The following is a 17,841-nucleotide window of genomic DNA, read 5'->3' as shown; positions in this document are numbered from 1 at the left end:
GCTGCGTGAGTTGAGGTAGACCGGACCCGACGCCGTGGAGCGCGGCGGGGCAGCGAGTTCGGGCCAGGGCGGCGTGTCGGATTGCAAGATCTGACCCCAAGGATGGCTGCTTCTGCCAGCGCTCGGGCGGCGGCCCTTCGGGGAAAACCACAGCTGGGCGACGAACCGGGTTCAGCCCGCCATGGTGTGTCTACGCAGCCACGCGCCCCCGCCGCCGATGCCAAGCCCCCACTGCTGCCCCGACGGCCGTCGTGCCCCACAGCAGAAGCGACGTGGGTTCGGGAACGACCGTCACCGCATCCTCGGTCAGGATGAAGAGCTGCTCGTACCCGTTGCTCAGGCCGTCGAGATCCAGCCGGATCGACAGGGAGTCCCACGGACAGCCGGTCCCGCCAATGCCATTCGTCTGACAGGCGGCGAGTGCGGCGTTCAGGGCCGGAGACAGGACGGCCCAGGCCGCTTGGTCGGCGCCGAGGTTGTGGTTCACGGTCTTGGCGACGCCGGGGCCGTCGCAGGGTGTCGGGAGATTCAAGGCATTGAGGCAGATAGCGCCCTGGGCCAGGACGTACTCGTCCGGCAGAGTGGGGCCGCCGTCGGTGACGGGGTAGCCCGAGCTCGTGGGCCGAGGGGCCCCTCGAACTCGAAAGTCTTGTCCGTCCCCGTACCGTCGGCCTCGCGGAGCACGACTTGCCCGTAGACACAGAGATCCTGGCCGGCGGTCATCCCGCGGTTGCCGACAAAGCTCGCGGGGCACCGACAGCGCAGAGGGGGCCTCTGCCCCGACTATGGTGCAGCCTCACAGGTGCAGCCTCACAACCTGACGCTAACTGGTCGGGTGAAAGTCCTGACGCGGAGGACGCGGGCGTCCGCGTCCGCTTGGCTCTTCCTGAGGCGGGCATCGAGCGCGTTCCGACTCTCGTCGGGCTTGCCCTCGGCTCTGGCGATCTCGGCCAGCCGTCGCCAGCTCGCTACTCGAGCGCGGCGAGGGCCTTCCTGGCCTCGTCCTGGCCGGGAAAGGAGGTGGGCGCGGCGGCGGCGATGGCAAGCGCCTGGCGGGCGGCCTCCTTGTCGCCGGCCGCGGCCGACACCATGCCGAGGTGGTACTGGATCTGCGGGTTGCCGGGCAGCTTGGCGGCGCTGTCCTTGAGAAGGCCCAGCGCCCGCTGGTGCAGGCCCCGCCGGTAGAAGATCCAGCCGAGGGTGTCGGAGACCTGCGGATCCTCCGGGGCCAGCTCCTTCGCCGTCTGGGCCAGCGCCAGCGCCTTGTCCTTGTCCCCGCCGTGCTCGGAGAGGATCCAGGCCAGGTTGTTGGCGGCGGGGGCGAAGCGTGGATTGCCGGCCAGCACCTTCTCGTAGTGCTCGCGCGCCCTCGGGATGTCGCCCCGCTGCTCGTGGATGACGCCGGCGAGCATCAGGGCGCCCAGGTTCTTCGGGTTGACCTTCAAGGCCTCCGTGACCCTGGCCAGGGCCTGGTCGAACTGTCCCGAGGCGGCGTGGAGGCCGCCGAGCTGGAGGTAGGGCCCGGGCAGCCGCGGCTCGAGCTCGATGGCCCTGAGATAGGCGGCCTCGGCGAGCTTCCTCTCGCGGCGCGCCAGGTGCGCCTCGCCCAGCAGGAACTGATGCGTGCCCGACTTCGGCAGGAGCACCGCCTGCTTCCGCAGCCGCTCGATCGCCTGGTCCGGCTGCTTCTCGGCAAAGGACAGGCCGACGAGCTGGGTCAAGGGATCCACGAAGCCCGGGGCCAGGACCAGCGCCGCCTCCAGTTCCTTCCGCCCCTCGGCGCGCTTGCCCTGCGCGAGGAGGCCGACGCCGAGGAGATAGACCGCGCGCGGGTCCTTCGGCGCCAGCGTGACGAGCCGCCGATAGACCTCCGTGGCCCGCGCGGGCTCGCGCCGGGCGAGATGGGCCGAGCCGAGGAGGACCAGCGCCGGGGCGGCGTTCGGGTGGCGGGCGAGGAAGCGTTCGAGGTCCTCGATGGCCGGCTGCGCCGCGCCCGACTTGATGTTCAGCTCCGCCAGCAGCAGCACGGCATCGGCGAAGTTGGGGGCGAGGGTCACGGCCTCCTTCAGCTCCGTCTTGGCCTGCTGGGGGCTGCCCGCTTGCAAGTGCGCCAGCGCGAGCTGGTAGCGGACGGGCGCCAGCCGCGGCTCGGCCTTGAGCACCTTCTGAAACTCCTGGACAGCCTCCGTCGTCTCCCGCTTCGCCAGGTGGACGCGGCCGCGGAGGAGATGCCCGTCGAGATCCGAGGGGCTCTTCTTCAGCACCACCTCGAGGGCCTTGACCGCCTCGTCCCATTTCCGTTCCCGGAAGGCGATCTCGGCCAGGCGCCGCCAGGCGGGGAGGAAGTCGGGGGCCTTCTCGGTCATCTCGCCGAGCGTCTTCTTCGCCTCCTCGGGCCGGCCCAGCAAGAGGTAGAAGTCGGCCAGCCTGACCCGCGCTGGCGACCCCGCGGGGGCGAGCTCGGCTGCCGTCTTGAATTCACGCTCGGCGCCCGGGGCATCCCGCTTGGCGACGAGGAAGTTGGCCAGCGCCAGGTGCGCCTCGACCGACTTCGGCTCCCGGGCGACAGCCTCCTGGAAGGCGCGCTCGGCGGCGGGCACGTCCCGCTTCTTCAGGTGGAGGGCGCCGAGGGCCAGGTGGAACCGGGCCTGGCCGCCGAAGTCGGCACGCGCCGCCTCGAGCCGGGCGATGGCCGCCTCGACCCCCTCGGGCGTGGTCGCCGCCCCCGCCGCCAGGGCAAGGGCCTCGAGGTGCTTGGGCTGCTTCTCCAGCACCGCTTCCGCCTGGGCGCGCGCCTCGTCCGGCTTGCCGCCAAGGAGGTAGATGCTCGCCAGCTTGAGCCGCACCTCCAGCTGGTCCGGCTCCAGCTCCTGCGCCCGGAGGAGGAAGCGGAAGGCCTGCCCCATCTCGCCGAGGGCGAAGTGGGCCAGCCCGAGCTGGCGGATGGCCTGCGGATTGGCGCTCTCGATGCGGAGGACGTTGCGGTACTCGATGATGGCGTCGCGGTACTTCTCCGCCTTGGCGTAGCGCTCGCCCCGCTCGAGATGGCGCGCCTTCCTGGCCTCGGGCGAGCGGGCGCAGCCGGCCGCCAGCGCCAGGACCACGACGAGCAGCAAGGTGGCGCCGCGGAGCAGCCCGACGCGAGCCGCGGTCCCGCCCACCTGCTCCCGCACCAGTGCGCCCGCCAGGATGGTCATGGCCGATGAGGCACCGTAATTCAGATTGGCCGCGCGACGCAAGGGGTCAGGTCTTGCATTCCAACATCGGGCTGGGCAGTGAGGGTGGCTCCTCCCGGCGCGCGGCCTCGCTGCGCGTCGCCGCTGCCACCCTGTTGCACCCGGCAGCCCTCGGCGTCCTCGGCGCCGGCCCCGACGCCGGCGTGGGGCTCACGGCGGTGCCCCGCTGATCCTCGTGGCAAGCCGTGCCGTGGTCTCGATGATCACCCGGACGGTGCCGGAGTGCGAGGCGCCCGCCTTCCGGAAATCGGACAGACGCGGGGACGAAGCTCGAGGACTACACGCTCAACATGTTGCATCGCGAGGGCTGACACAAGGCACGCGTGTTCGAGTCCGTCCTCGGGATCACTGCGGACAACGCCGGCGTGCTGCCGTTCTCTCTGAGCACGGCCATGGGCGTCGCGACCGTGCTCAGCGTGTGGATCGTCCGCCACGGTGAAGACCTTCCCCGGCTCACGACCCGATATATCGTGTGAGCATGGAGAGCGAGATCACCATGCACGATGTGGTGGCCCCCCTCGAAGATCTGCCCGCCAGGCATTTCGAGACCGGGCGACCGCTCTTGCTGCGCCGCGGGCAGGTCGGCACCGTGGTCATGACCCACGATGGCACGGTGTTCGAGGTGGAGTTCGCCGGAAAGGATGGGCGCGCCTACGCCATCCTCCCTGTGACCGCCAGCCGGCTGATGATCCTGAGGGATACCCCCGAGCACTCAGTGGCCTAGCCGCTCCCCAGGCGGGGCGTGACCTGACTTCCGCCGGCGGCCTCTTCGCCCCGTTCCGCCCGGGAAGGGACTTTGGCGCCGCGGCGGCGATGGCGGGGGCCTCCTCGAGGATCTCCGCACCGTCCGTCAACTCGGCAAAGGCGATAGGGGAGGGGAGTCGGTCGGCGTGTCCACCTCCGCCGGCGCTTCTCGGGCGGGGGCATCTGGCCCCGGACAGGTTCCCAGCAGCCGCTGGATCTCGGGGGCTGGGTCGGCCGCCGGCGGGCGCCCTCCGGCTCCTCATCGGTGGTTCACCCCGTCCGGCGCGGTGAAGGCGATGGCGGTCGCCGGGGTCATGTCTTGCATTCCAACATCGGTCTGGACATTCAAGGTGGCTCCAGTCGGCGGCGCGGTCTGCGGGCGGCCTCGCTGCGCTTCGTCGCCGCCACCCTGGTGCACCTGGCGGCCCGCGGCGCTGGACCCCCGACGCCGCGGTGGGGCTTGTGGCGGTGGGCCTGATCCTCGTGGACCGCAGGGCCGGGGCCTCGATCATCACCCGGATGGCCGGAACCGCTGATCACGCTCGCCCGGACTGAGTGATCACGTTGGCCGAAATACGCACTCGGGAACTCCGGCCCGGTACCCGCGATCACCAGCCTCGCAGCGGGGGTGGCGCGAAGGCCTCCGTGGATCGGCCCACTCTCCCGGGGTACGGGTAGCTGTTCGTATACGATCGTCGTATACTTCGGCCCAATGCTGCTTCTCCCGGAGTTCTTCCCCGGCGCCACCGGTTCCAGTGGGACGAGGGCAACGCGGAGAAGAATTGGCTGCAGCACGGTGTGACGCACGCCGAGGCGGAGCAGGTGTTTTTCAACCTTCCGGTTCTGGTGAGAGGAGACCCGAAACACTCAGCCCAGGAGGTCCGGTACTTCGCTCTGGGCCGGACGGACATGGGGCGCGAGCTGATGGTTGCCTTCACGCTGCGGGGTTCGTTGCTCCGCGTGATTTCCGCCCGGCCTATGAGCCGTCGGGAGAGAGGGTGTATGGCGAAGCGAAGGGGTATTCCCGAACCTCAAGCCATCCACGGAGACCATCTCGCTGCGGCTGCCCGCGAGCCTCCTCGCCGAACTGAAGATGCTGGCGAACAAGCGCGACGTGCCGTATCAGTCACTTCTCAAGGTCTTCCTGGCGGAGCGAGTTGCACGCGAACGCACCGGGAAAGCCAGGGCGATGCCGAACCGGCCGCTTCAGCGGTCCGGCTCCGCCAGGCGCTGAGGTTCCCTCGCCCCCGGGGGGAGACGTGTTCCAGGATCCTCCGGAGGCAGGGGAGGGCGGCGAGCAGCGGATCTGGCCAAAGCCAGTAGAGTAACGGTTCAGGCCCTGCAGGTGGCCGCAGGGGCGAGTGCCACCGCACGGAGGAACAGAAGCGTCAGGCAGGCCCGGGGTCGGACACGTAGGTTTGGATGCGCCCGGCATCGTCTTGCTCGACAGGTCCTCGGTGGGTGCGGTCATGGGGCACCCAAGCCCCTGGGCGGGAGGCTGCTGCCAGCTGCTCAAGCACGCCCGGTTGTCGGTCGAGGAGTTCAGCGCCCTGTTCTGACGGCGCCGCCCTCCGGTTCACGAGGCGCCGCTGGGCGGAGACCATGCCGAGTCCGTCGGCGTGTTCCTCTTCGGGATGCTCTTACTCGCCACCTGGGCCGCCGTCTTCCGCCGGCGGGAGGCCTCCGGCCTCGCCGTGGGAGAGGAGAGCGCGTCGACCGCGGAGGCCGATCTCAGCGGCCGAGGCGCTGCTCGATCTCTTCGATCCGGGACTGGAGCGCCGCGAGTTGCTGCTTCAGCGCTGCGAGGTCGTGCTCGCTGATCTCGCGGCGGCCCCCCTCGTCGGCGAGCGCCGCCTCGATCCGGCGCAGGGCCTGCGTGATGGCGTGGTACTCCTGCTCGAGGCGCTCGAATCGCCGGTAGATCTCGTCGAAGTGCCCGAGCATCTCGGCTCGCAGCTCGGTGAACTTGAGAACCCCCTCGGTGAAACGGCGGTCCATCTCGGTGAAGCGGCGGTCCACCTCGGTGAAGCGGCGGTCCATCTCGGTGAAGCGGCGGTCCACCTCGGTGAACTGGCGTACCAGGAAATCCATGAGCTCCTGATTTTCGTCGGGGGTCATGGCCCATGTCTATCCCAGGTTCGGGCGTTGTTCAAGCGTATCCATTTCTTGACGGGCTCGGCGGGCGCTCCCGCGCGGTCGGCTTCTCGAGCGGGCCCGCGGCCGTGGTGGCCCCGAGGAGCGTGGTGGTCGGCTCCGTCACGGGGCGACCGGGTCGAGGCCGCGGACGAAGTCCAGCTCGAGCCGCCCGGCCGGCAGTTCCGCGGCGAATGGAGCGGCCCCGGGCCCTTCCCCTGTGCCTCCCGCCACGCACCCGGCGAGGCGGCTGAGGGAGATCCTCGTGCCGCGCCGCGGAGTCGCTCGTCTCGCCGGGATGAGCCCGGGGCGGTCGTAGCTCCCACGACGGCGGGCGCCCCCCCCGGGTCCGGCGCGAGCCTCAGCGCCGAGAGGGGACCCGCGGAGAGGGTTGCCCGCTACTACGATCGGCGAGGGGTGCTGGGCGAGCTTGTGGACCGGCCGGTGGAGTTCGCGCTCGACGAGGAGCTGCGAGGGCAGATCCGCGAGGGATCTCGCGGCCGGCGGCTGTCTGCTCCACGATCCCGCGCCGTCGTCATGACCCGCGATGGCGCGGTGTGTGTGGTGGCGCGCTGGCTCTCCCCTTGAACGCTAGTCCTGCGACCGCCTCCGCCAGCGCCGGAGGCCGGCGATCCCGAGCAGCGACGTCCCCCAGAGCAGCAACGTCGTGGGTTCCGGAACGGGGGAAGCGTCCACGCTGAGGTTGTCCCAATACATGTGATCCTCCACACCCGCCGAAAGGTCGGTGGTGGAGGAGATCACCTGGGCGATGACTTGCTCCATCAACGCGCCGCGTGGTGAGGCAGGTCAACACGGCCCATTGCCGAGGGCACCGCCGTCACCAGATGGTCTCGACCACCCTGCTCGCGCGGATGCGCGCATCGCGGCTGACCAGAGGCACCCCCTCGGCCCTCGCGGTGGCGGCGATGAGCCGGTCGGCGGGGTCGGCGGGGAAGGTGTCGGGGAAGTGCGTCGCCAGCGCGGCGATCGAGGGCGTGATCTCCTTGACCGTCACTCCGCTGCGGTCCACCAGCGTTCCGAGCCAGGTCTCCGGCGATCCCTGGGGGATCACGCGACCCCGCACGAGCATCATCGCGACTTCCCAGAGGCTGATCGAGGCGATCGCGAGCCCGCCGTCATGCGCGGCTCGCCGGATCGCGGCCGCCGCGACGCGCGACAGCCGCCGCGGCTCGAGGCAGAGCCAGAGCCAAGCGTGCGTGTCGAGGACGATCACCGTGGCGCCCGCCGGGCGCCGGACCGCCTGGCTCGCCGCGCAACGCGTCTGCGGCCACCCGCCTTCCACGTCCCGGCGGCGACGACGGGCGTCTCGATATCACCGACGATTCGCGCCGAGCCGGCCAGGCAGCCGAAGACATCGGTTGCCGGCGCGTCGGGGGGGACGAGCTTGGCCACCGGTCGGCCCTTCTTGGTGATCACCACCGGAGTCCGGTACTTCCTGACCTCCTCCATCACGCGCAGGCAGCGCGCCTTGAACTCGCCGGCCGGCATCGTCTTCATGGTCTCCCCCGTCGGCTCATGGTCATGGCGACGTGACCATGATAGCACGCGCGTGGCCTACGGGATGGTGCAGACGCGCTCCAGGTCCTCCTCGCTCATGCCGGTGCCCGAGGGGAGGCGGAGCCCGCGGGCGAACAGGGCCTCCGAGACGCCGCTGAGGTAGGCGGGGCTCTGCGCGAAGACCGGCTCCAGGCGCATCGGTTTCCGGAGCGGCCGGCTCTCGATGTTCTCGCGCTCCAGGGCCAGGCGCAGGGTCTCGCGGTCGAATCCCGCCACGGCCGGGTCCACGGTCAGGCAGGTGGGCTAGCGGTTGCCTTAGGCCCAGGGGGGGTCGGGCATGAAGGCGAGGGCGGGGAGCGCGCCCAGGCGCTTGACGTAATGGTCGAAGATGGCCCCGCGCCGCGCCACGCGGTCGTCGAGGACCGTGAGCTGGCTGCGGCCGATGGCGGCGGCGATGTTGCTCAGGCGGTAGTTGTGGCCGATCGCGGTGTGCTCGTAGTGGGGCGCGGGCTCGCGCGGCTGGGTGGCGAGCGCGCGCACCCGGGCGATCTCCTCCGCCGAGCGGCCGAGCAGCATGCCGCCGCCGCCCCCGGTGGTGATGAGCGGGCCTTGCCAAGGCGCGCGCGGCCCCCCGCTACGACGATCGGCGAGGGGTGCTGGGCGAGCTTGTGGACCGGCCGGTGGAGTTCGCGCTCGACGAGGAGCTGCGCGGGCAGATCCGCGAGGGATCTCGCGGCCGGCGGCTGCGGAACGTCTCGATCAAGCTGGATCCCGTCCAGATCCAGGCGCTGCGAAAGATCGCGACCATGCGGTCGGTCCCGTATCAGACCTTGATCCGCCAGTGGCTGGCCGAGGCCATCCGGAGGGAGCTTCGCATCGGCGCGCGCTGAGGGCCCTCGCGAGGGATCTGCTCCACGATCCCGCGCCGTCGTCATGACCCGCGATGGCGCGGTGTCTGTGGTGGCGCGCTGGCTCTCCCCTTGAACGCTAGCCCTGCAACCGCCTCCGCCAGCGCCGGAGGCCAGCGATCCCGAGCAGCGACGTCCCCCAGAGCAGCAACGTCGTGGGTTCCGGAACGGGGGAAGCGTCCACGCTGAGGCTGTCCCAGTACACGTGATCCTCCACACCCGCCGAAAGGTCGGTGGTGGAGGAGATCACGAGATCACCTGGGCGATGACTTGCTCCATCAACGCGCCGCGCTCCCAGGTCACGCCGTCATCCAGGCGCGAGCGCGGCAGGGCAAAGGCGCTGATGTCCTCGGTAAAGCCGTTGACCGTCAGGGACAGGTAACGGTCCGCAGATTGATTCGCCACCAGCGTGAGGCTGTACCAAGTGTCCCAGTCGAGGCCTTGCCCGATGATGAGCGGGACGGGCACGTTGTTGTTGATGCCATTGAAGGCGGCCAGGCCGACGCTGACGGCGGTGTCGATCCGCGCGACGCCGTTGCCGCCGACGAGGTTGAATCCCAGGATCTCGAAGCCCGGATGGGCCCCCATTGACCGTTAGCCCTGCCCGGTATTCGAGGGGCGACCCAGTGTCGACGGTGGAAGCCCGGAAGTCCACCGAGAGCGTCATGATCGGGTTGAGGGACAGGTCCGGCGGACCGACGGGCCGGATGTCGATGGTTTGCTCGCCAACCCCGTTGTCGAGGAAGGTAGCCTCGTGCAGGGCGTTACCGGAAACGGCGACGGTGCTCTGGATCTCGCCGAATGCGGGGGGGGGGGTGGCGGGCCCGCTGTACCAGCCGTCATGATCGGCCGCGCTGGGATCTTCGGTGTGCCCGATCGTGAGAGAATTGAAATCGGTCTGATAGACAGACGCCGCTGCCCACGGGCACCGGGGCTGAGTTCACTGGGAACACGGTTCCGTGGTACAAGTGGAACAGGAGGGAGTGTCCGCGATGGCGGGTACGGTCGACCGAGTCCTTCGGGAAGCTTTGAAGCTCGCACCCGGTGAGCGGGCCCGGATCGTGGCTGAGCTGCTGGCAACCCTGGAGCCCGACACGCCGAGCGACCAGCGTACCGAGGCCGATTGGGTCCAGGAACTCGAGCGGCGCGCGCGCGCGGCCATGGCGGGCAGCCCTGGAGTTCCCTGGACCACCGCGCGAGACCAGATTCAGAGCCGACTCTGCAGCCGTTGAGTGCTGTCCGCCTCTCGCCAGAGGCGGTTGATGGGGTAGCCGAGGCAGCCGCGTGGTACATGGCCCAGCGGCCAGGGCTGGAGATGGAGTTCCTCGCCGAGGTCCAGCGTGTTCTGCCCCTGGTGGGGACCTCTCCCGTGTCCTTCCCTCGTCTGCTTGATCTGCCCGCGGATCTCGTGATCCGACGGGCACTGCTCCCGCGCTTTCCCGTACGCCGTGATCTTCATCGATCTCGGGGCCGAGGTCAGGGTTCTCGCCGTCGCCCATGGGAAGCGGCGGCCCGGTTACTGGCTGAATCGCGTCGAGCGTTGAAGCACGATCAGCCGCGCTCCCGGCGCGTCCCTGTTCCCGCCAAGTAGCTCCATGATGAGCGGCGTCGAGGAACTCATCGCTCAGCCTGTCGAGGGCCTCGAGCGGCTGCCAGCCACATCCCCGGGAAGAACGCTGAACGGTAACGCCGCCTCGCCTGGGGGCGGCGCCTCACCCTCGTCGAGGTACTGGAGCTCTGCGCCCGCGTGATTGCCCGAGCCGCGCGGCCCGTCGGACTGCGGGACATGGGGCCGTGGAGTCAGCGCTCGCCCAGCCGCGGATGACCGACTCCATGCATCAGCGCCAGGGCGGCGAGCCGGCGATACACCTCGGTCGCCCGTGCGGGCTGTGCGCGTTCGGAGGCGAACCCTTGGCGGGGAGCAGATTCGCCCTGCGCGCACCGCCTTCGACCCTCCTCGGCTACGACGTGCTCGGGGCCGATGGTCTCGCCGCGCCCGGTGGAGCGCATTCAGGGCCGGAGAAATCGCCGAGGGTTGGCGGGATGAGGGCCGGTGACACGCCGCCCGGGGGCGACCGGTCCCCCGCAGCCTGCAGGTGCGCGGACGCCGCTACGGCGAGCGGCGGTGCCCCAGCCGGCGAACGACGGCGAGGCCCACCGCCGTCGTGCCCCAGAGCAGCAGCGTCGTGGGCTCGGGGACAGCGCTGGCGGGGAGTTCGGCGAGGCCCGTGGCCTCGGTCCACGATGTAGGCAAATCATTCCACAGGCCAGCCGAGGCAGACCAGTTCATCACAACCACATCCTCACTACCCCCGAAGTCGTTCGGTTCCCCCCCCGCCCAGTTGGTGTACGTGACAGGCTCGCCGCTCACCCAGACAAAGCTCCCTTCGGAGGCCATGTCGTTGAACCCAATCCACCAGAGGAAGAAGGGCGCACCCCAGCCGTTGGCGAGCAACCAGGCCTGCTCTGCGGCGTCGTTGATGGTGACGAGATGGCCGCCCATCGCAACGGCGCCGGCTTCCGCGGCGGCCCAGGTTTGCAAGCCCCCGGGGACTGTGTCGTACCAGTGTCCGGTGGCCGGGTTGTACATGGGGGCGGCGTCTGAGACGGCGGAAGCCACGAGAACCATGGCCCCGACAGCGAGGAAGGAGATCGTCCTTTTCGCTCTCTTCACGGCATTCCCTCCCTGCGGCGCTCGGCCACCGCGACCACTCTACGGGCATTTACTCCCACAGCATACCCGATGCCAACTCGATCGTCCGGAACCGGCCGTTCACTTGTCGGACACTTGGGAACCACGAGACCGCGGACGGCAGCAAAGCGCTGCACAGGAAGAGAACGCCCTTGCATCCCCCATGCATCGCCTGTGCTGGCCCCGGCGCCCCCCCCAATTCAGCTCGGCCAGCGGCCGCCTCGCCTCATCCCAGCTGCAAAGCTGGCACCGCGCCTCCGGCCAACACCCTCGGGGTCCGCCGGGCGCCTTCCGTGTCTGCCACGTTGAGGGAGACGAGCCCCAGCCAGATCGCTCATGGTGAACGCCAGGATCGGGATGGTGAACACGTAGATCGGTGATCGCGAACGGTGACGAGGCGATCCTGCCCCCGAACGGGAGGCAGGTGCCTGAGCCGGCGGCGCTGATGGTCCAGCGCGGTGTCCGCCCCCGGAGACGAAAGGGGCGCGATGGCGATCGAGCAGCTGGTCGGTGGGGTCAGGTCTTGCAGTCCAACATCGTTCTGGACATTCGGCCGAGGGGCCAGCCTTCCCGCGTGCGGGCTTCGTGGGCATGTTCCTCCTTGCGATGCGCTTCCTGGCGACATGGGCCGCGGTACCGGCCGGGGGCGGCGTGTCGGATTGCAAGACCTGACCCCAGGAACTGACACACGCGAGTCGTCGGCGCACTACGTATCGATCGCGGCGAACGCCTTTCGCGCCTCGCCCCGGCCGGGGCAGCAGGTGAGCGACCTCGAGCGCACCGTGATCGACGGGCTCCACCGCCCGGAGTACTGCGGCGGCCTCACCGAGGTCGCCACGGGGCTCTGGCTCCCGCGGGAGAAGGTCGACGTCCGACGGCTTGTTTTTCGCACTGTGTGACCTTGATGTATGCCCTGTGAAAAGCCCTGCGGTTTCCGTGCCGGCTCTTGCGAGAAGGCCCTCGACGACGTGAGGCTAACTTATTGAAAACATGAAAGTGATCCGGACGTGGCAGGGTGGCACGGGCATTGCTGCTTTTACGGCCGCGAGGGTGGTGCACCAACGTGCCAAGGATCCCAGACGACAAGAGAGCAGGGGGAGGGAATCAGCCCATGAAGGCAAGCGAGAAGGCAATGTGGGTCGCTCTGAGCCTCAGCGCGTTGCTGTTGCTGCACGGGCAAGCCTATGCCCTCTCCATCGGGCAGGGCATATACCACGCCAAGTACAATGACGCGGAAGCTCTGTATACCGGCGCTGGTCCGGGCGCACTCGGTGTACCGCTTCCACCACCTGGCACCGCCTTCGCCGTGGGACAAGTTCTGCGCGGCATCTCGGTCTTGAACGCATTTCAGTTCCACCCCGGGCACGGGGGCGTTCCGCCAACCACCTGGGATTCCACAGTAGATGAGGTCAACTCTGTCACGTATGACCTCGTGGTCACCCGGGTCAGCCCGCTTGCCCCGGGCTTTGCCGAAGTCGGCTTCATGCCGGCGGGGTTCTTCCCATACGTGGATACGAACGTACAGGCTGGGACTATCGCCGCAACAGCCCTTGGGGGGTTCGGCGGGCATAACGATCTCTATGTGGACACGAAGACAGCCGGCACGTATACGGCCTATTCAGACTTTCCTGGATCCTCCGCATTCCTTCCGGGTGGCGCCGGTGCCGGGAAGCACAGCGCGGCAATGGCTGCCGGGGACGCCTACCCCGGCATCAACACGGCAGCAGATGCGGATGTGCTCCTGACAGAGACGGTATTTGCTCCCCTCCCCGCTGGTCTCATGGTTGCCGGTGGGGGGTGCTTCTTCTGTCTTCCCACCGAGGTGCTCAACGCGCAGGTATTTTTTGGCCCAGGGGGAATCACGGCGGGGACCGGAAAAGGTTTCCTGAACATCATCGGAGGGCCCTTTGGCCCGACAGTGCTCCCCGGTGGGATACCCGCCGACGTGCTGGCGAGTTACGATTCGACGGGGGCCTTGACGCCAGCTCTTGCTGCCGCCCTTGGGTTCGACATGTCGATTGTGGTCAACTTCGGCGCGCCGCCCGCCGTGGGGGTTGGGGCCACTCCTTGGAACGCGGGTACCGAGGATCCCATTCACTTCACGGTGGTCCCAGAGCCGACGTCGATGCTCCTCTTCGGCACCATGCTGGTCGGTCTGGGTGCCGCGGGACGGCGCCGGCTCCGCCGCCGAGCCAAGTAGCGCCAGGCACCCGCAAGCCCTCGGAGGCGAACGGCGCGACCCCACTTGGTCGCGCCGTTCGTGTCTGCAGTCCGCGCCAGCGCCGCCGGCCCGAAGAGGGCCCCTCTACTTGATGGCGGCCAGGGCCTGCCGGGCCTCGCCCTTTCCCGGGAAGTCCGCCGGCGACTTGGCGGCGATCGTCAGCGCCCTCTGCGCCGCCTCCTTGTCGCCGGCCTTCAGCGCGGCCATCCCCAGGTGGTACTGGATCATCGGGCTGTCGGGCAGCTTGCTCGCGCTGTCGCGGAGAAGGGCGAGCGCCCGCTGGTGAATACCCCGCTTGTGGAGGATCCAGCCCAGGGTGTCCGAGATGCGTGGGTCCTCGGGGGAGACCTCCTTCGCCATCTGAGCGAGCTGGAGTGCCTTCTCCTGGTCGCCGCCGTGCTCGGAGTAGATCCAGGCGAGGTTGTTCGCGGCCGGCGCGAAGCGCGGGGCGGCGGCGATCGCCTTCTCGTACGCCTCCCGCGCCCTGGCGAAGTCCCCTCGATGCTCGTGGATGACCCCGGTGAGCATGAGCGCGCGGACCTCGCCGGGGTTCACTTTCAGCGCCTGGCCGAACTTGGCGAGCGCTTCCTCGTACTTGCCCGAGCTCGCGTAGAGGCTGCCCACCCGGACATAGGGGCCGAGCAGACGCGGCTCGAGCTCGATCGCCTTGAGGTAGGCGGTCTCGGCGAGCGCCGTTTCCCCGCGCGCCAGGTGGACGGTGCCGCGCAGGTCCTGGTGCCAGCCTGACCTGGGCACGGCGGCGATCTGATTCTTCACCAGGTCGAGCGCCGCATCGGGTCGCTTCTCCGCGAGGGCGAACGTGACGAGCTGTGCGAGCGGCTCGATGAACCCGGGACCGAGGGCGAGCGAGGCCTCGAACTGCTTCTTCGCCTCCGCGCGCTTGCCCTGGACCAGGAGTGCCATCCCGATGAGATACGGGCCTCGCGGGTGTTTCGGCAGGAGCGCGGCGAACTTGCGGTAGACCTCGACGGCCCTGGCGGGCTCCCGCTTGGCCAGATACGCCGCGCCCAGCAGCACGTGGGCCTGCACGAGCTGCGGCTGCCTGGCGAGCAGTCTCTCCAGATCCTCGATGGCCGGCTGCACCGCTCCCGCCTGGATGTTCAGCTCGGCCAGCAGCAGCACGGCATCGGCGAAGTTGGGGGCCAGGGTCACGGCCTCCTTCAGCTCCGTCTTCGCCTGCTGGGGGCTCCCGGCCTGCAGATGCGCCAGCGCGAGCTGGTGGCGCACGGGCGCCAGGCGCGGCTCGGCCTTGAGCACCTTCTGAAACTCCTGGATCGCCTCCGTCGTCTCGCGCTTGGCCAGGTGGACGCGGCCGCGGAGCAGGTGGCCGTCGATGTCGGACGGGCTCTTCTTCAGGACCACGTCGAGGGCCTTGACGGCATCGTCCCACTTCTTCTCGGCGAAGGCGATCTCGGCACGGCGGCGCCAGGCGGGCAGGAAGTCGGGCGCCTTCCCGGTCATCTCGTCAAGCGTCTTCTTTGCCTCCTCGGGCCGGCCCAGCAAGAGGTAGAAGTCGGCCAGCCTGACCCGCGCTGGCGACCCCGCGGGGGCGAGCTCGGCTGCCGTCTTGAATTCACGCTCGGCGCCGGAGGCATCCCGCTTGCCGACGAGGAAGTTGGCCAGCGCCAGGTGCGCCTCGACCGACTTCGGCTCCCTGGCGACAGCCTCCTGGAAGGCCCGCTCGGCGGCGGGCACGTCCCGCTTCTTCAGGTGGAGGGCGGCAAGCGCCAGGTAGAGGCGGGCCTGGCCGCCGAAGTCGGCACGTGCCGCCTCGAGCCGCCGGATCGCCGCCTCCACTCCCTCGGGAGTGCTCGCCGCCCCCGCCGCCAGCACGAGGGCCTCCAGGTTCTTCGGCTGCCTCTCCAGCACGATCTCGGCCTGGGCGCGGGCCTCGTCCGGCTTGCCGCCGAGGAGGTAGATGCTCGCCAGCTTGAGCCGCACCTCCAGCTGGTCCGGCTCCAGCTCCTGCGCCCGGAGGAGGAAGCGGAAGGCCTGCCCCATCTCGCCGAGCTGGAAGTGGGCGAGCCCGAGCTGGCGGATGGCCTGCGCATTGGCGCTGTCGATGCGGAGGACGTTGCGGAACTCGATGATAGCGTCGCGGTACTTCTCCGCCTTGGCGTAGCGCTCGCCCCGCTCGAGATGGCGCGCCTTCCTGGCTTCGGGCGAGCGCGCGCACCCGCCAGCCAGCGCTACCACCACCGCCACCAGCACCATCAGCAGGGTCAGGTCTTGCATTACGACATTCGTGATCGAACGAGCGCGTGGTTGCCTCTCCCCGTCCGCTCCGGTTGGTTCCCGGCGCAGAGTCGGAGCGCGCAAGAGGCGCGTCGCGAGCAGTTCCCGCGGAGACTCCATCACCCGACGACCCTTCTCAGCGAGCGTGCTGGATTGCAAGACCTGACCCCGCGTGGTGGTACATGACGCCCGGAGGGTGTCGGGCCGGACGGCGGCGGTGAGACCGTGGAGGAGATTATGTTGACAGAGTTACCACACAAGGTATCATGCGGCAAGGAAGGCCCCAGGCGGTGAGCCCGGCATGGGCCGTAGAGTTCCACGAGAACAGCGACGCCGGGTGCCCGGTCCGGGAGTTCCTCGACGCGCTGGACAGGCCGCGGCGGGCCAAGATCGTGGTGGCGGTGGGTTTGCTGGCCGAGCGAGGGCCGACACTCCCGTTCCCGTACTCGAGCTGGAGCGAGATCCCCGAAGGGGACGTGCGGGTCGCCGAGGGGCGCATGAAGAGATATCTCGAGCAGCGACAGAGTGGCTGAGGGGCCGACAGAGTGGGGGGACGAGAGGTGAGGAAGGCGACGAACTGGGACCGGTACTTCCAGAAGCAGATGGGCGACCCCGAGATGAAGGCGCTCGTCGAGGAGGAGTTGAAGGCGCTCCGGGTGGGTGTCCGGCTTGCCACGCTCCGCCAGCAGAAGGGTTTGAGCCAGACGCAGCTCGCCGCCAAGGTTGGCATGAGTGCGCCAAACATCTCGCGCATCGAGGGCAACCCAGGGCACAACCTCACCCTCGAGACCATGGTCAAGCTCTTCAGCGCGCTGGATTACGAGGTGTCCTTCACGTGTCGGCCTCGCCGCGCTCCGGGCAAGCGCCCCCGGGCCCGACCCTCGCCGACGCCTCGCTGACGCCTGCCCCCCGCCAGTGGGGTCAGGTCTTGCAATACAACATTCCCTCTCAGCGAGCGTGCTGGATTTCAAGACCTGACCCCCGGGAGCGCGTGCTGGATTGCAAGACCTGACCCCGGGGTGGTCATTCCGGGAGGTGCTCGCCGAGGCGTGGGTAGAGGGCCTGGACGTAGTGGACGAGGTGCTCCGTCGTCTCGGCCGCGCTGCCGTAGATCGGGCTCGACACGCGCACCAGCGCCCCGTCGGTACGGTTGCGGAGCATCGCGCTGCGCACCATCTCCACCTTGGCCTCCACCTCGCGGGCCACCGCCTTGCCCTGCGACTGGTACCAGTAGAGCACCAGCTGCATGTCCCGGTCCTTCTGGATCAGGTAGCGGTTCACCGTGATCGGGGCATGCGGGGCGGGCAGGGGAATGGTCAGGAAGGAGGCCTCCACCGGCTCCCAGCCGCCGCCCGGCAGGCAGTTCCGCGGCGAGTGGATCTGCGCCCCCTTGCGCTGCGAGGCCCAGTAGCCGATGTAGAGCCACAGGCTCCGCCCCGAGGGGTCCGTGTAGCGCCGCATCAGGTAGTCGCTCACCTTGAGGACGTTGAGGACGTCCATCTCGAAGATGGTGGCCTCGCGCCCCCGCCAGTCGCCAATCGTCTCGGGGAAGGCGTCGAAGGTCTTGCGGATCGCCACTGCCTCGCCCTGCGAGCGGAGCTGCAGGAGGAGCAGCGCCCCGAGCAGTAGCGCGCAGGACAGCGCCGCGCGCGTCCAGGTCCTCACGCCCGCCGCCGCGCGAACCGCCCCCGGGCCCAGCGCAGCAAGCCATGCAGGGCAAAGAGGCAAGCGAAGGCGAAGACAAAGACGGCCCACCCCGAGAAGGTGTGGAAGAAGCCGGAGGCGTACTCCACGCCGAACCACTGGCCGATGAGCCCCGTCGAGATGACGCGCCCCGCATTGGCGAGGATGGTGATCGGCACTGTGGAGACCACGAAGATCAGCATCAGCCAGCCTCCCGGCAAGGCGAGATAGGCCCACGCCACGGCCCCCCCGAGGAGGGAGATGAGCGAGCGGATGCCGCTGCAGGCCTCCGTCACTCCCAGGGTGAGCTGGCTCAGGTGGATCACGTTGCCGTCCAGGATGACCGGCACGCCCAGGAGATCGAGCGCCCAGGCCGCCTGCTGGGCGGCCAGCGACTGCAGCGGGAAGGTGACCGCGTAGAAGAGGATGGCCGGCAGCGGCACCATGAAG

The 17,841-nt window shown here is 69.3% G+C and carries 25 protein-coding genes and 2 pseudogenes; 12 read left to right on the top strand and 15 right to left on the bottom strand.

From position 1 onward, the window contains the following. Positions 1-190: 190 nt before the first annotated feature. Together HYV93_11915 and HYV93_11910 are read right to left on the bottom strand one after the other, a co-directional pair. The gene (locus HYV93_11915) at positions 191-487 is read right to left on the bottom strand and encodes a hypothetical protein (protein ID MBI2526679.1); all 297 of its coding nucleotides are present in this window, start codon (positions 485-487) and stop codon (positions 191-193) included. A 481-nt stretch (positions 488-968) separates the two neighbouring features. Beyond that, positions 969-3,197 (bottom strand): tetratricopeptide repeat protein, encoded by a 2,229-nt coding sequence (locus HYV93_11910; protein MBI2526678.1) that lies wholly within the window; start codon positions 3,195-3,197, stop codon positions 969-971. A gap of 53 nt (positions 3,198-3,250) precedes the next feature. Here HYV93_11910 and HYV93_11905 point away from each other — a divergent pair, with 53 nt between their 5' ends. From HYV93_11905 to HYV93_11885, 5 genes and pseudogenes are all read left to right on the top strand, one after another. Then, on the top strand, positions 3,251-3,406 hold the full coding sequence (locus HYV93_11905) for a hypothetical protein (protein MBI2526677.1): 156 nt from the start codon (positions 3,251-3,253) through the stop codon (positions 3,404-3,406). Positions 3,407-3,502: 96 nt separating this feature from the next. After that, a pseudogene (locus HYV93_11900) lies at positions 3,503-3,712 on the top strand (hypothetical protein). A 2-nt stretch (positions 3,713-3,714) separates the two neighbouring features. Then, the gene (locus HYV93_11895; GenBank protein ID MBI2526676.1) at positions 3,715-3,960 is read left to right on the top strand and encodes a DUF4926 domain-containing protein; all 246 of its coding nucleotides are present in this window, start codon (positions 3,715-3,717) and stop codon (positions 3,958-3,960) included. A gap of 719 nt (positions 3,961-4,679) precedes the next feature. Beyond that, positions 4,680-4,976 (top strand): annotated as a pseudogene (locus HYV93_11890) (BrnT family toxin). 55 nt (positions 4,977-5,031) lie between these two features. Further along, positions 5,032-5,214 carry a hypothetical protein gene (locus HYV93_11885; protein ID MBI2526675.1) on the top strand — a complete coding sequence of 61 codons (183 nt, stop codon included), beginning with the start codon at positions 5,032-5,034 and terminating at the stop codon, positions 5,212-5,214. A gap of 497 nt (positions 5,215-5,711) precedes the next feature. Here the strand turns inward: HYV93_11885 and HYV93_11880 are convergent, their stop codons facing one another. Then, positions 5,712-6,098: a hypothetical protein gene (locus tag HYV93_11880; protein MBI2526674.1), complete on the bottom strand. Its 387-nt coding sequence runs from the start codon at positions 6,096-6,098 to the stop codon at positions 5,712-5,714. A 432-nt stretch (positions 6,099-6,530) separates the two neighbouring features. Here HYV93_11880 and HYV93_11875 point away from each other — a divergent pair, with 432 nt between their 5' ends. Further along, a complete protein-coding gene (locus HYV93_11875) occupies positions 6,531-6,701 on the top strand; it encodes a hypothetical protein (GenBank protein MBI2526673.1) in 171 nt (56 codons plus the stop codon). A gap of 3 nt (positions 6,702-6,704) precedes the next feature. Here the strand turns inward: HYV93_11875 and HYV93_11870 are convergent, their stop codons facing one another. From HYV93_11870 to HYV93_11850, 5 genes are read right to left on the bottom strand one after another with little or no spacing between them, the layout of a single operon-like run. After that, entirely contained in the window at positions 6,705-6,896 is a 192-nt protein-coding gene (locus HYV93_11870) for a PEP-CTERM sorting domain-containing protein (protein ID MBI2526672.1), read from the bottom strand. Positions 6,897-6,951: 55 nt separating this feature from the next. Next, the gene (locus tag HYV93_11865) at positions 6,952-7,347 is read right to left on the bottom strand and encodes a type II toxin-antitoxin system VapC family toxin (GenBank protein ID MBI2526671.1); all 396 of its coding nucleotides are present in this window, start codon (positions 7,345-7,347) and stop codon (positions 6,952-6,954) included. Further along, positions 7,344-7,631, bottom strand: coding sequence for a type II toxin-antitoxin system Phd/YefM family antitoxin (locus HYV93_11860; protein ID MBI2526670.1), 288 nt, complete (start codon positions 7,629-7,631; stop codon positions 7,344-7,346). Before HYV93_11860 ends, HYV93_11865 begins: the two co-directional genes overlap by 4 nt. 57 nt (positions 7,632-7,688) lie before the next feature. Continuing rightward, a complete protein-coding gene (locus tag HYV93_11855) occupies positions 7,689-7,907 on the bottom strand; it encodes a DegT/DnrJ/EryC1/StrS family aminotransferase (protein MBI2526669.1) in 219 nt (72 codons plus the stop codon). Between the two features lie 39 nt (positions 7,908-7,946). Next, entirely contained in the window at positions 7,947-8,207 is a 261-nt protein-coding gene (locus HYV93_11850; GenBank protein MBI2526668.1) for a DegT/DnrJ/EryC1/StrS family aminotransferase, read from the bottom strand. A gap of 77 nt (positions 8,208-8,284) precedes the next feature. On the opposite strand from HYV93_11850, the gene HYV93_11845 reads away from it, so the two are divergent. After that, a complete protein-coding gene (locus HYV93_11845) occupies positions 8,285-8,521 on the top strand; it encodes a hypothetical protein (GenBank protein ID MBI2526667.1) in 237 nt (78 codons plus the stop codon). Positions 8,522-8,618: 97 nt separating this feature from the next. Here HYV93_11845 and HYV93_11840 read toward each other — a convergent pair whose 3' ends face one another. Both HYV93_11840 and HYV93_11835 read right to left on the bottom strand, forming a co-directional pair. Beyond that, complete coding sequence (locus HYV93_11840) at positions 8,619-8,789, bottom strand: PEP-CTERM sorting domain-containing protein (protein MBI2526666.1); 171 nt, start codon at positions 8,787-8,789, stop codon at positions 8,619-8,621. Further along, complete coding sequence (locus HYV93_11835) at positions 8,786-9,127, bottom strand: hypothetical protein (GenBank protein MBI2526665.1); 342 nt, start codon at positions 9,125-9,127, stop codon at positions 8,786-8,788. The genes HYV93_11840 and HYV93_11835 overlap by 4 nt, the downstream gene beginning before the upstream one ends. 473 nt (positions 9,128-9,600) lie before the next feature. On the opposite strand from HYV93_11835, the gene HYV93_11830 reads away from it, so the two are divergent. Further along, positions 9,601-9,771: a hypothetical protein gene (locus HYV93_11830; protein MBI2526664.1), complete on the top strand. Its 171-nt coding sequence runs from the start codon at positions 9,601-9,603 to the stop codon at positions 9,769-9,771. Here HYV93_11830 and HYV93_11825 read toward each other — a convergent pair. Both HYV93_11825 and HYV93_11820 read right to left on the bottom strand, forming a co-directional pair. Further along, positions 9,747-9,998, bottom strand: coding sequence for a hypothetical protein (locus HYV93_11825; protein MBI2526663.1), 252 nt, complete (start codon positions 9,996-9,998; stop codon positions 9,747-9,749). The genes HYV93_11830 and HYV93_11825 overlap by 25 nt on opposite strands. 651 nt (positions 9,999-10,649) lie before the next feature. After that, positions 10,650-11,213 carry a lectin gene (locus tag HYV93_11820; protein ID MBI2526662.1) on the bottom strand — a complete coding sequence of 188 codons (564 nt, stop codon included), beginning with the start codon at positions 11,211-11,213 and terminating at the stop codon, positions 10,650-10,652. 779 nt (positions 11,214-11,992) lie between these two features. Between HYV93_11820 and HYV93_11815 the strand changes: the two genes are divergently transcribed. Continuing rightward, positions 11,993-12,130, top strand: coding sequence for a hypothetical protein (locus tag HYV93_11815; GenBank protein ID MBI2526661.1), 138 nt, complete (start codon positions 11,993-11,995; stop codon positions 12,128-12,130). Between the two features lie 212 nt (positions 12,131-12,342). Then, positions 12,343-13,431: a PEP-CTERM sorting domain-containing protein gene (locus tag HYV93_11810; protein ID MBI2526660.1), complete on the top strand. Its 1,089-nt coding sequence runs from the start codon at positions 12,343-12,345 to the stop codon at positions 13,429-13,431. Between the two features lie 105 nt (positions 13,432-13,536). Here HYV93_11810 and HYV93_11805 read toward each other — a convergent pair whose 3' ends face one another. Further along, complete coding sequence (locus HYV93_11805; GenBank protein ID MBI2526659.1) at positions 13,537-15,708, bottom strand: tetratricopeptide repeat protein; 2,172 nt, start codon at positions 15,706-15,708, stop codon at positions 13,537-13,539. 290 nt (positions 15,709-15,998) lie between these two features. Between HYV93_11805 and HYV93_11800 the strand changes: the two genes are divergently transcribed. Both HYV93_11800 and HYV93_11795 read left to right on the top strand, forming a co-directional pair. Next, a complete protein-coding gene (locus HYV93_11800; protein ID MBI2526658.1) occupies positions 15,999-16,241 on the top strand; it encodes a hypothetical protein in 243 nt (80 codons plus the stop codon). Between the two features lie 84 nt (positions 16,242-16,325). Further along, entirely contained in the window at positions 16,326-16,607 is a 282-nt protein-coding gene (locus tag HYV93_11795; protein ID MBI2526657.1) for a helix-turn-helix transcriptional regulator, read from the top strand. A 124-nt stretch (positions 16,608-16,731) separates the two neighbouring features. Here the strand turns inward: HYV93_11795 and epsI are convergent, their stop codons facing one another. Both epsI and xrt read right to left on the bottom strand, forming a co-directional pair. After that, the gene (gene epsI, locus HYV93_11790; GenBank protein ID MBI2526656.1) at positions 16,732-17,373 is read right to left on the bottom strand and encodes an EpsI family protein; all 642 of its coding nucleotides are present in this window, start codon (positions 17,371-17,373) and stop codon (positions 16,732-16,734) included. Further along, positions 17,370-17,841 (bottom strand): exosortase (gene xrt / locus HYV93_11785; GenBank protein ID MBI2526655.1); only part of this gene is annotated, 472 nt, incomplete at its 5' end. The genes xrt and epsI, both read right to left, overlap by 4 nt.

This window comes from Candidatus Rokuibacteriota bacterium (assembly GCA_016188005.1).
GTDB lineage: Bacteria > Methylomirabilota > Methylomirabilia > Rokubacteriales > CSP1-6 > UBA12499.
The sequence above is the reverse complement of the archived record's forward strand: the minus strand, read 5'-3'. Positions and strand labels throughout refer to the sequence as shown.

Coding starts and splice junctions, on each gene's coding strand:
- HYV93_11870 (MBI2526672.1), bottom strand. CDS start 6,896: ATGGAGCAAGTCATCGCCCAGGTGATCTCCTCCACCACCGACCTTTCG.
- HYV93_11895 (MBI2526676.1), top strand. CDS start 3,715: ATGGAGAGCGAGATCACCATGCACGATGTGGTGGCCCCCCTCGAAGAT.
- HYV93_11835 (MBI2526665.1), bottom strand. CDS start 9,127: ATGGGGGCCCATCCGGGCTTCGAGATCCTGGGATTCAACCTCGTCGGC.
- HYV93_11860 (MBI2526670.1), bottom strand. CDS start 7,631: ATGAAGACGATGCCGGCCGGCGAGTTCAAGGCGCGCTGCCTGCGCGTG.
- HYV93_11795 (MBI2526657.1), top strand. CDS start 16,326: ATGAAGGCGCTCGTCGAGGAGGAGTTGAAGGCGCTCCGGGTGGGTGTC.
- HYV93_11805 (MBI2526659.1), bottom strand. CDS start 15,708: ATGCAAGACCTGACCCTGCTGATGGTGCTGGTGGCGGTGGTGGTAGCG.
- HYV93_11850 (MBI2526668.1), bottom strand. CDS start 8,207: ATGCTGCTCGGCCGCTCGGCGGAGGAGATCGCCCGGGTGCGCGCGCTC.
- HYV93_11810 (MBI2526660.1), top strand. CDS start 12,343: ATGAAGGCAAGCGAGAAGGCAATGTGGGTCGCTCTGAGCCTCAGCGCG.
- HYV93_11910 (MBI2526678.1), bottom strand. CDS start 3,197: ATGACCATCCTGGCGGGCGCACTGGTGCGGGAGCAGGTGGGCGGGACC.
- HYV93_11880 (MBI2526674.1), bottom strand. CDS start 6,098: ATGACCCCCGACGAAAATCAGGAGCTCATGGATTTCCTGGTACGCCAG.
- HYV93_11825 (MBI2526663.1), bottom strand. CDS start 9,998: ATGAAGATCACGGCGTACGGGAAAGCGCGGGAGCAGTGCCCGTCGGAT.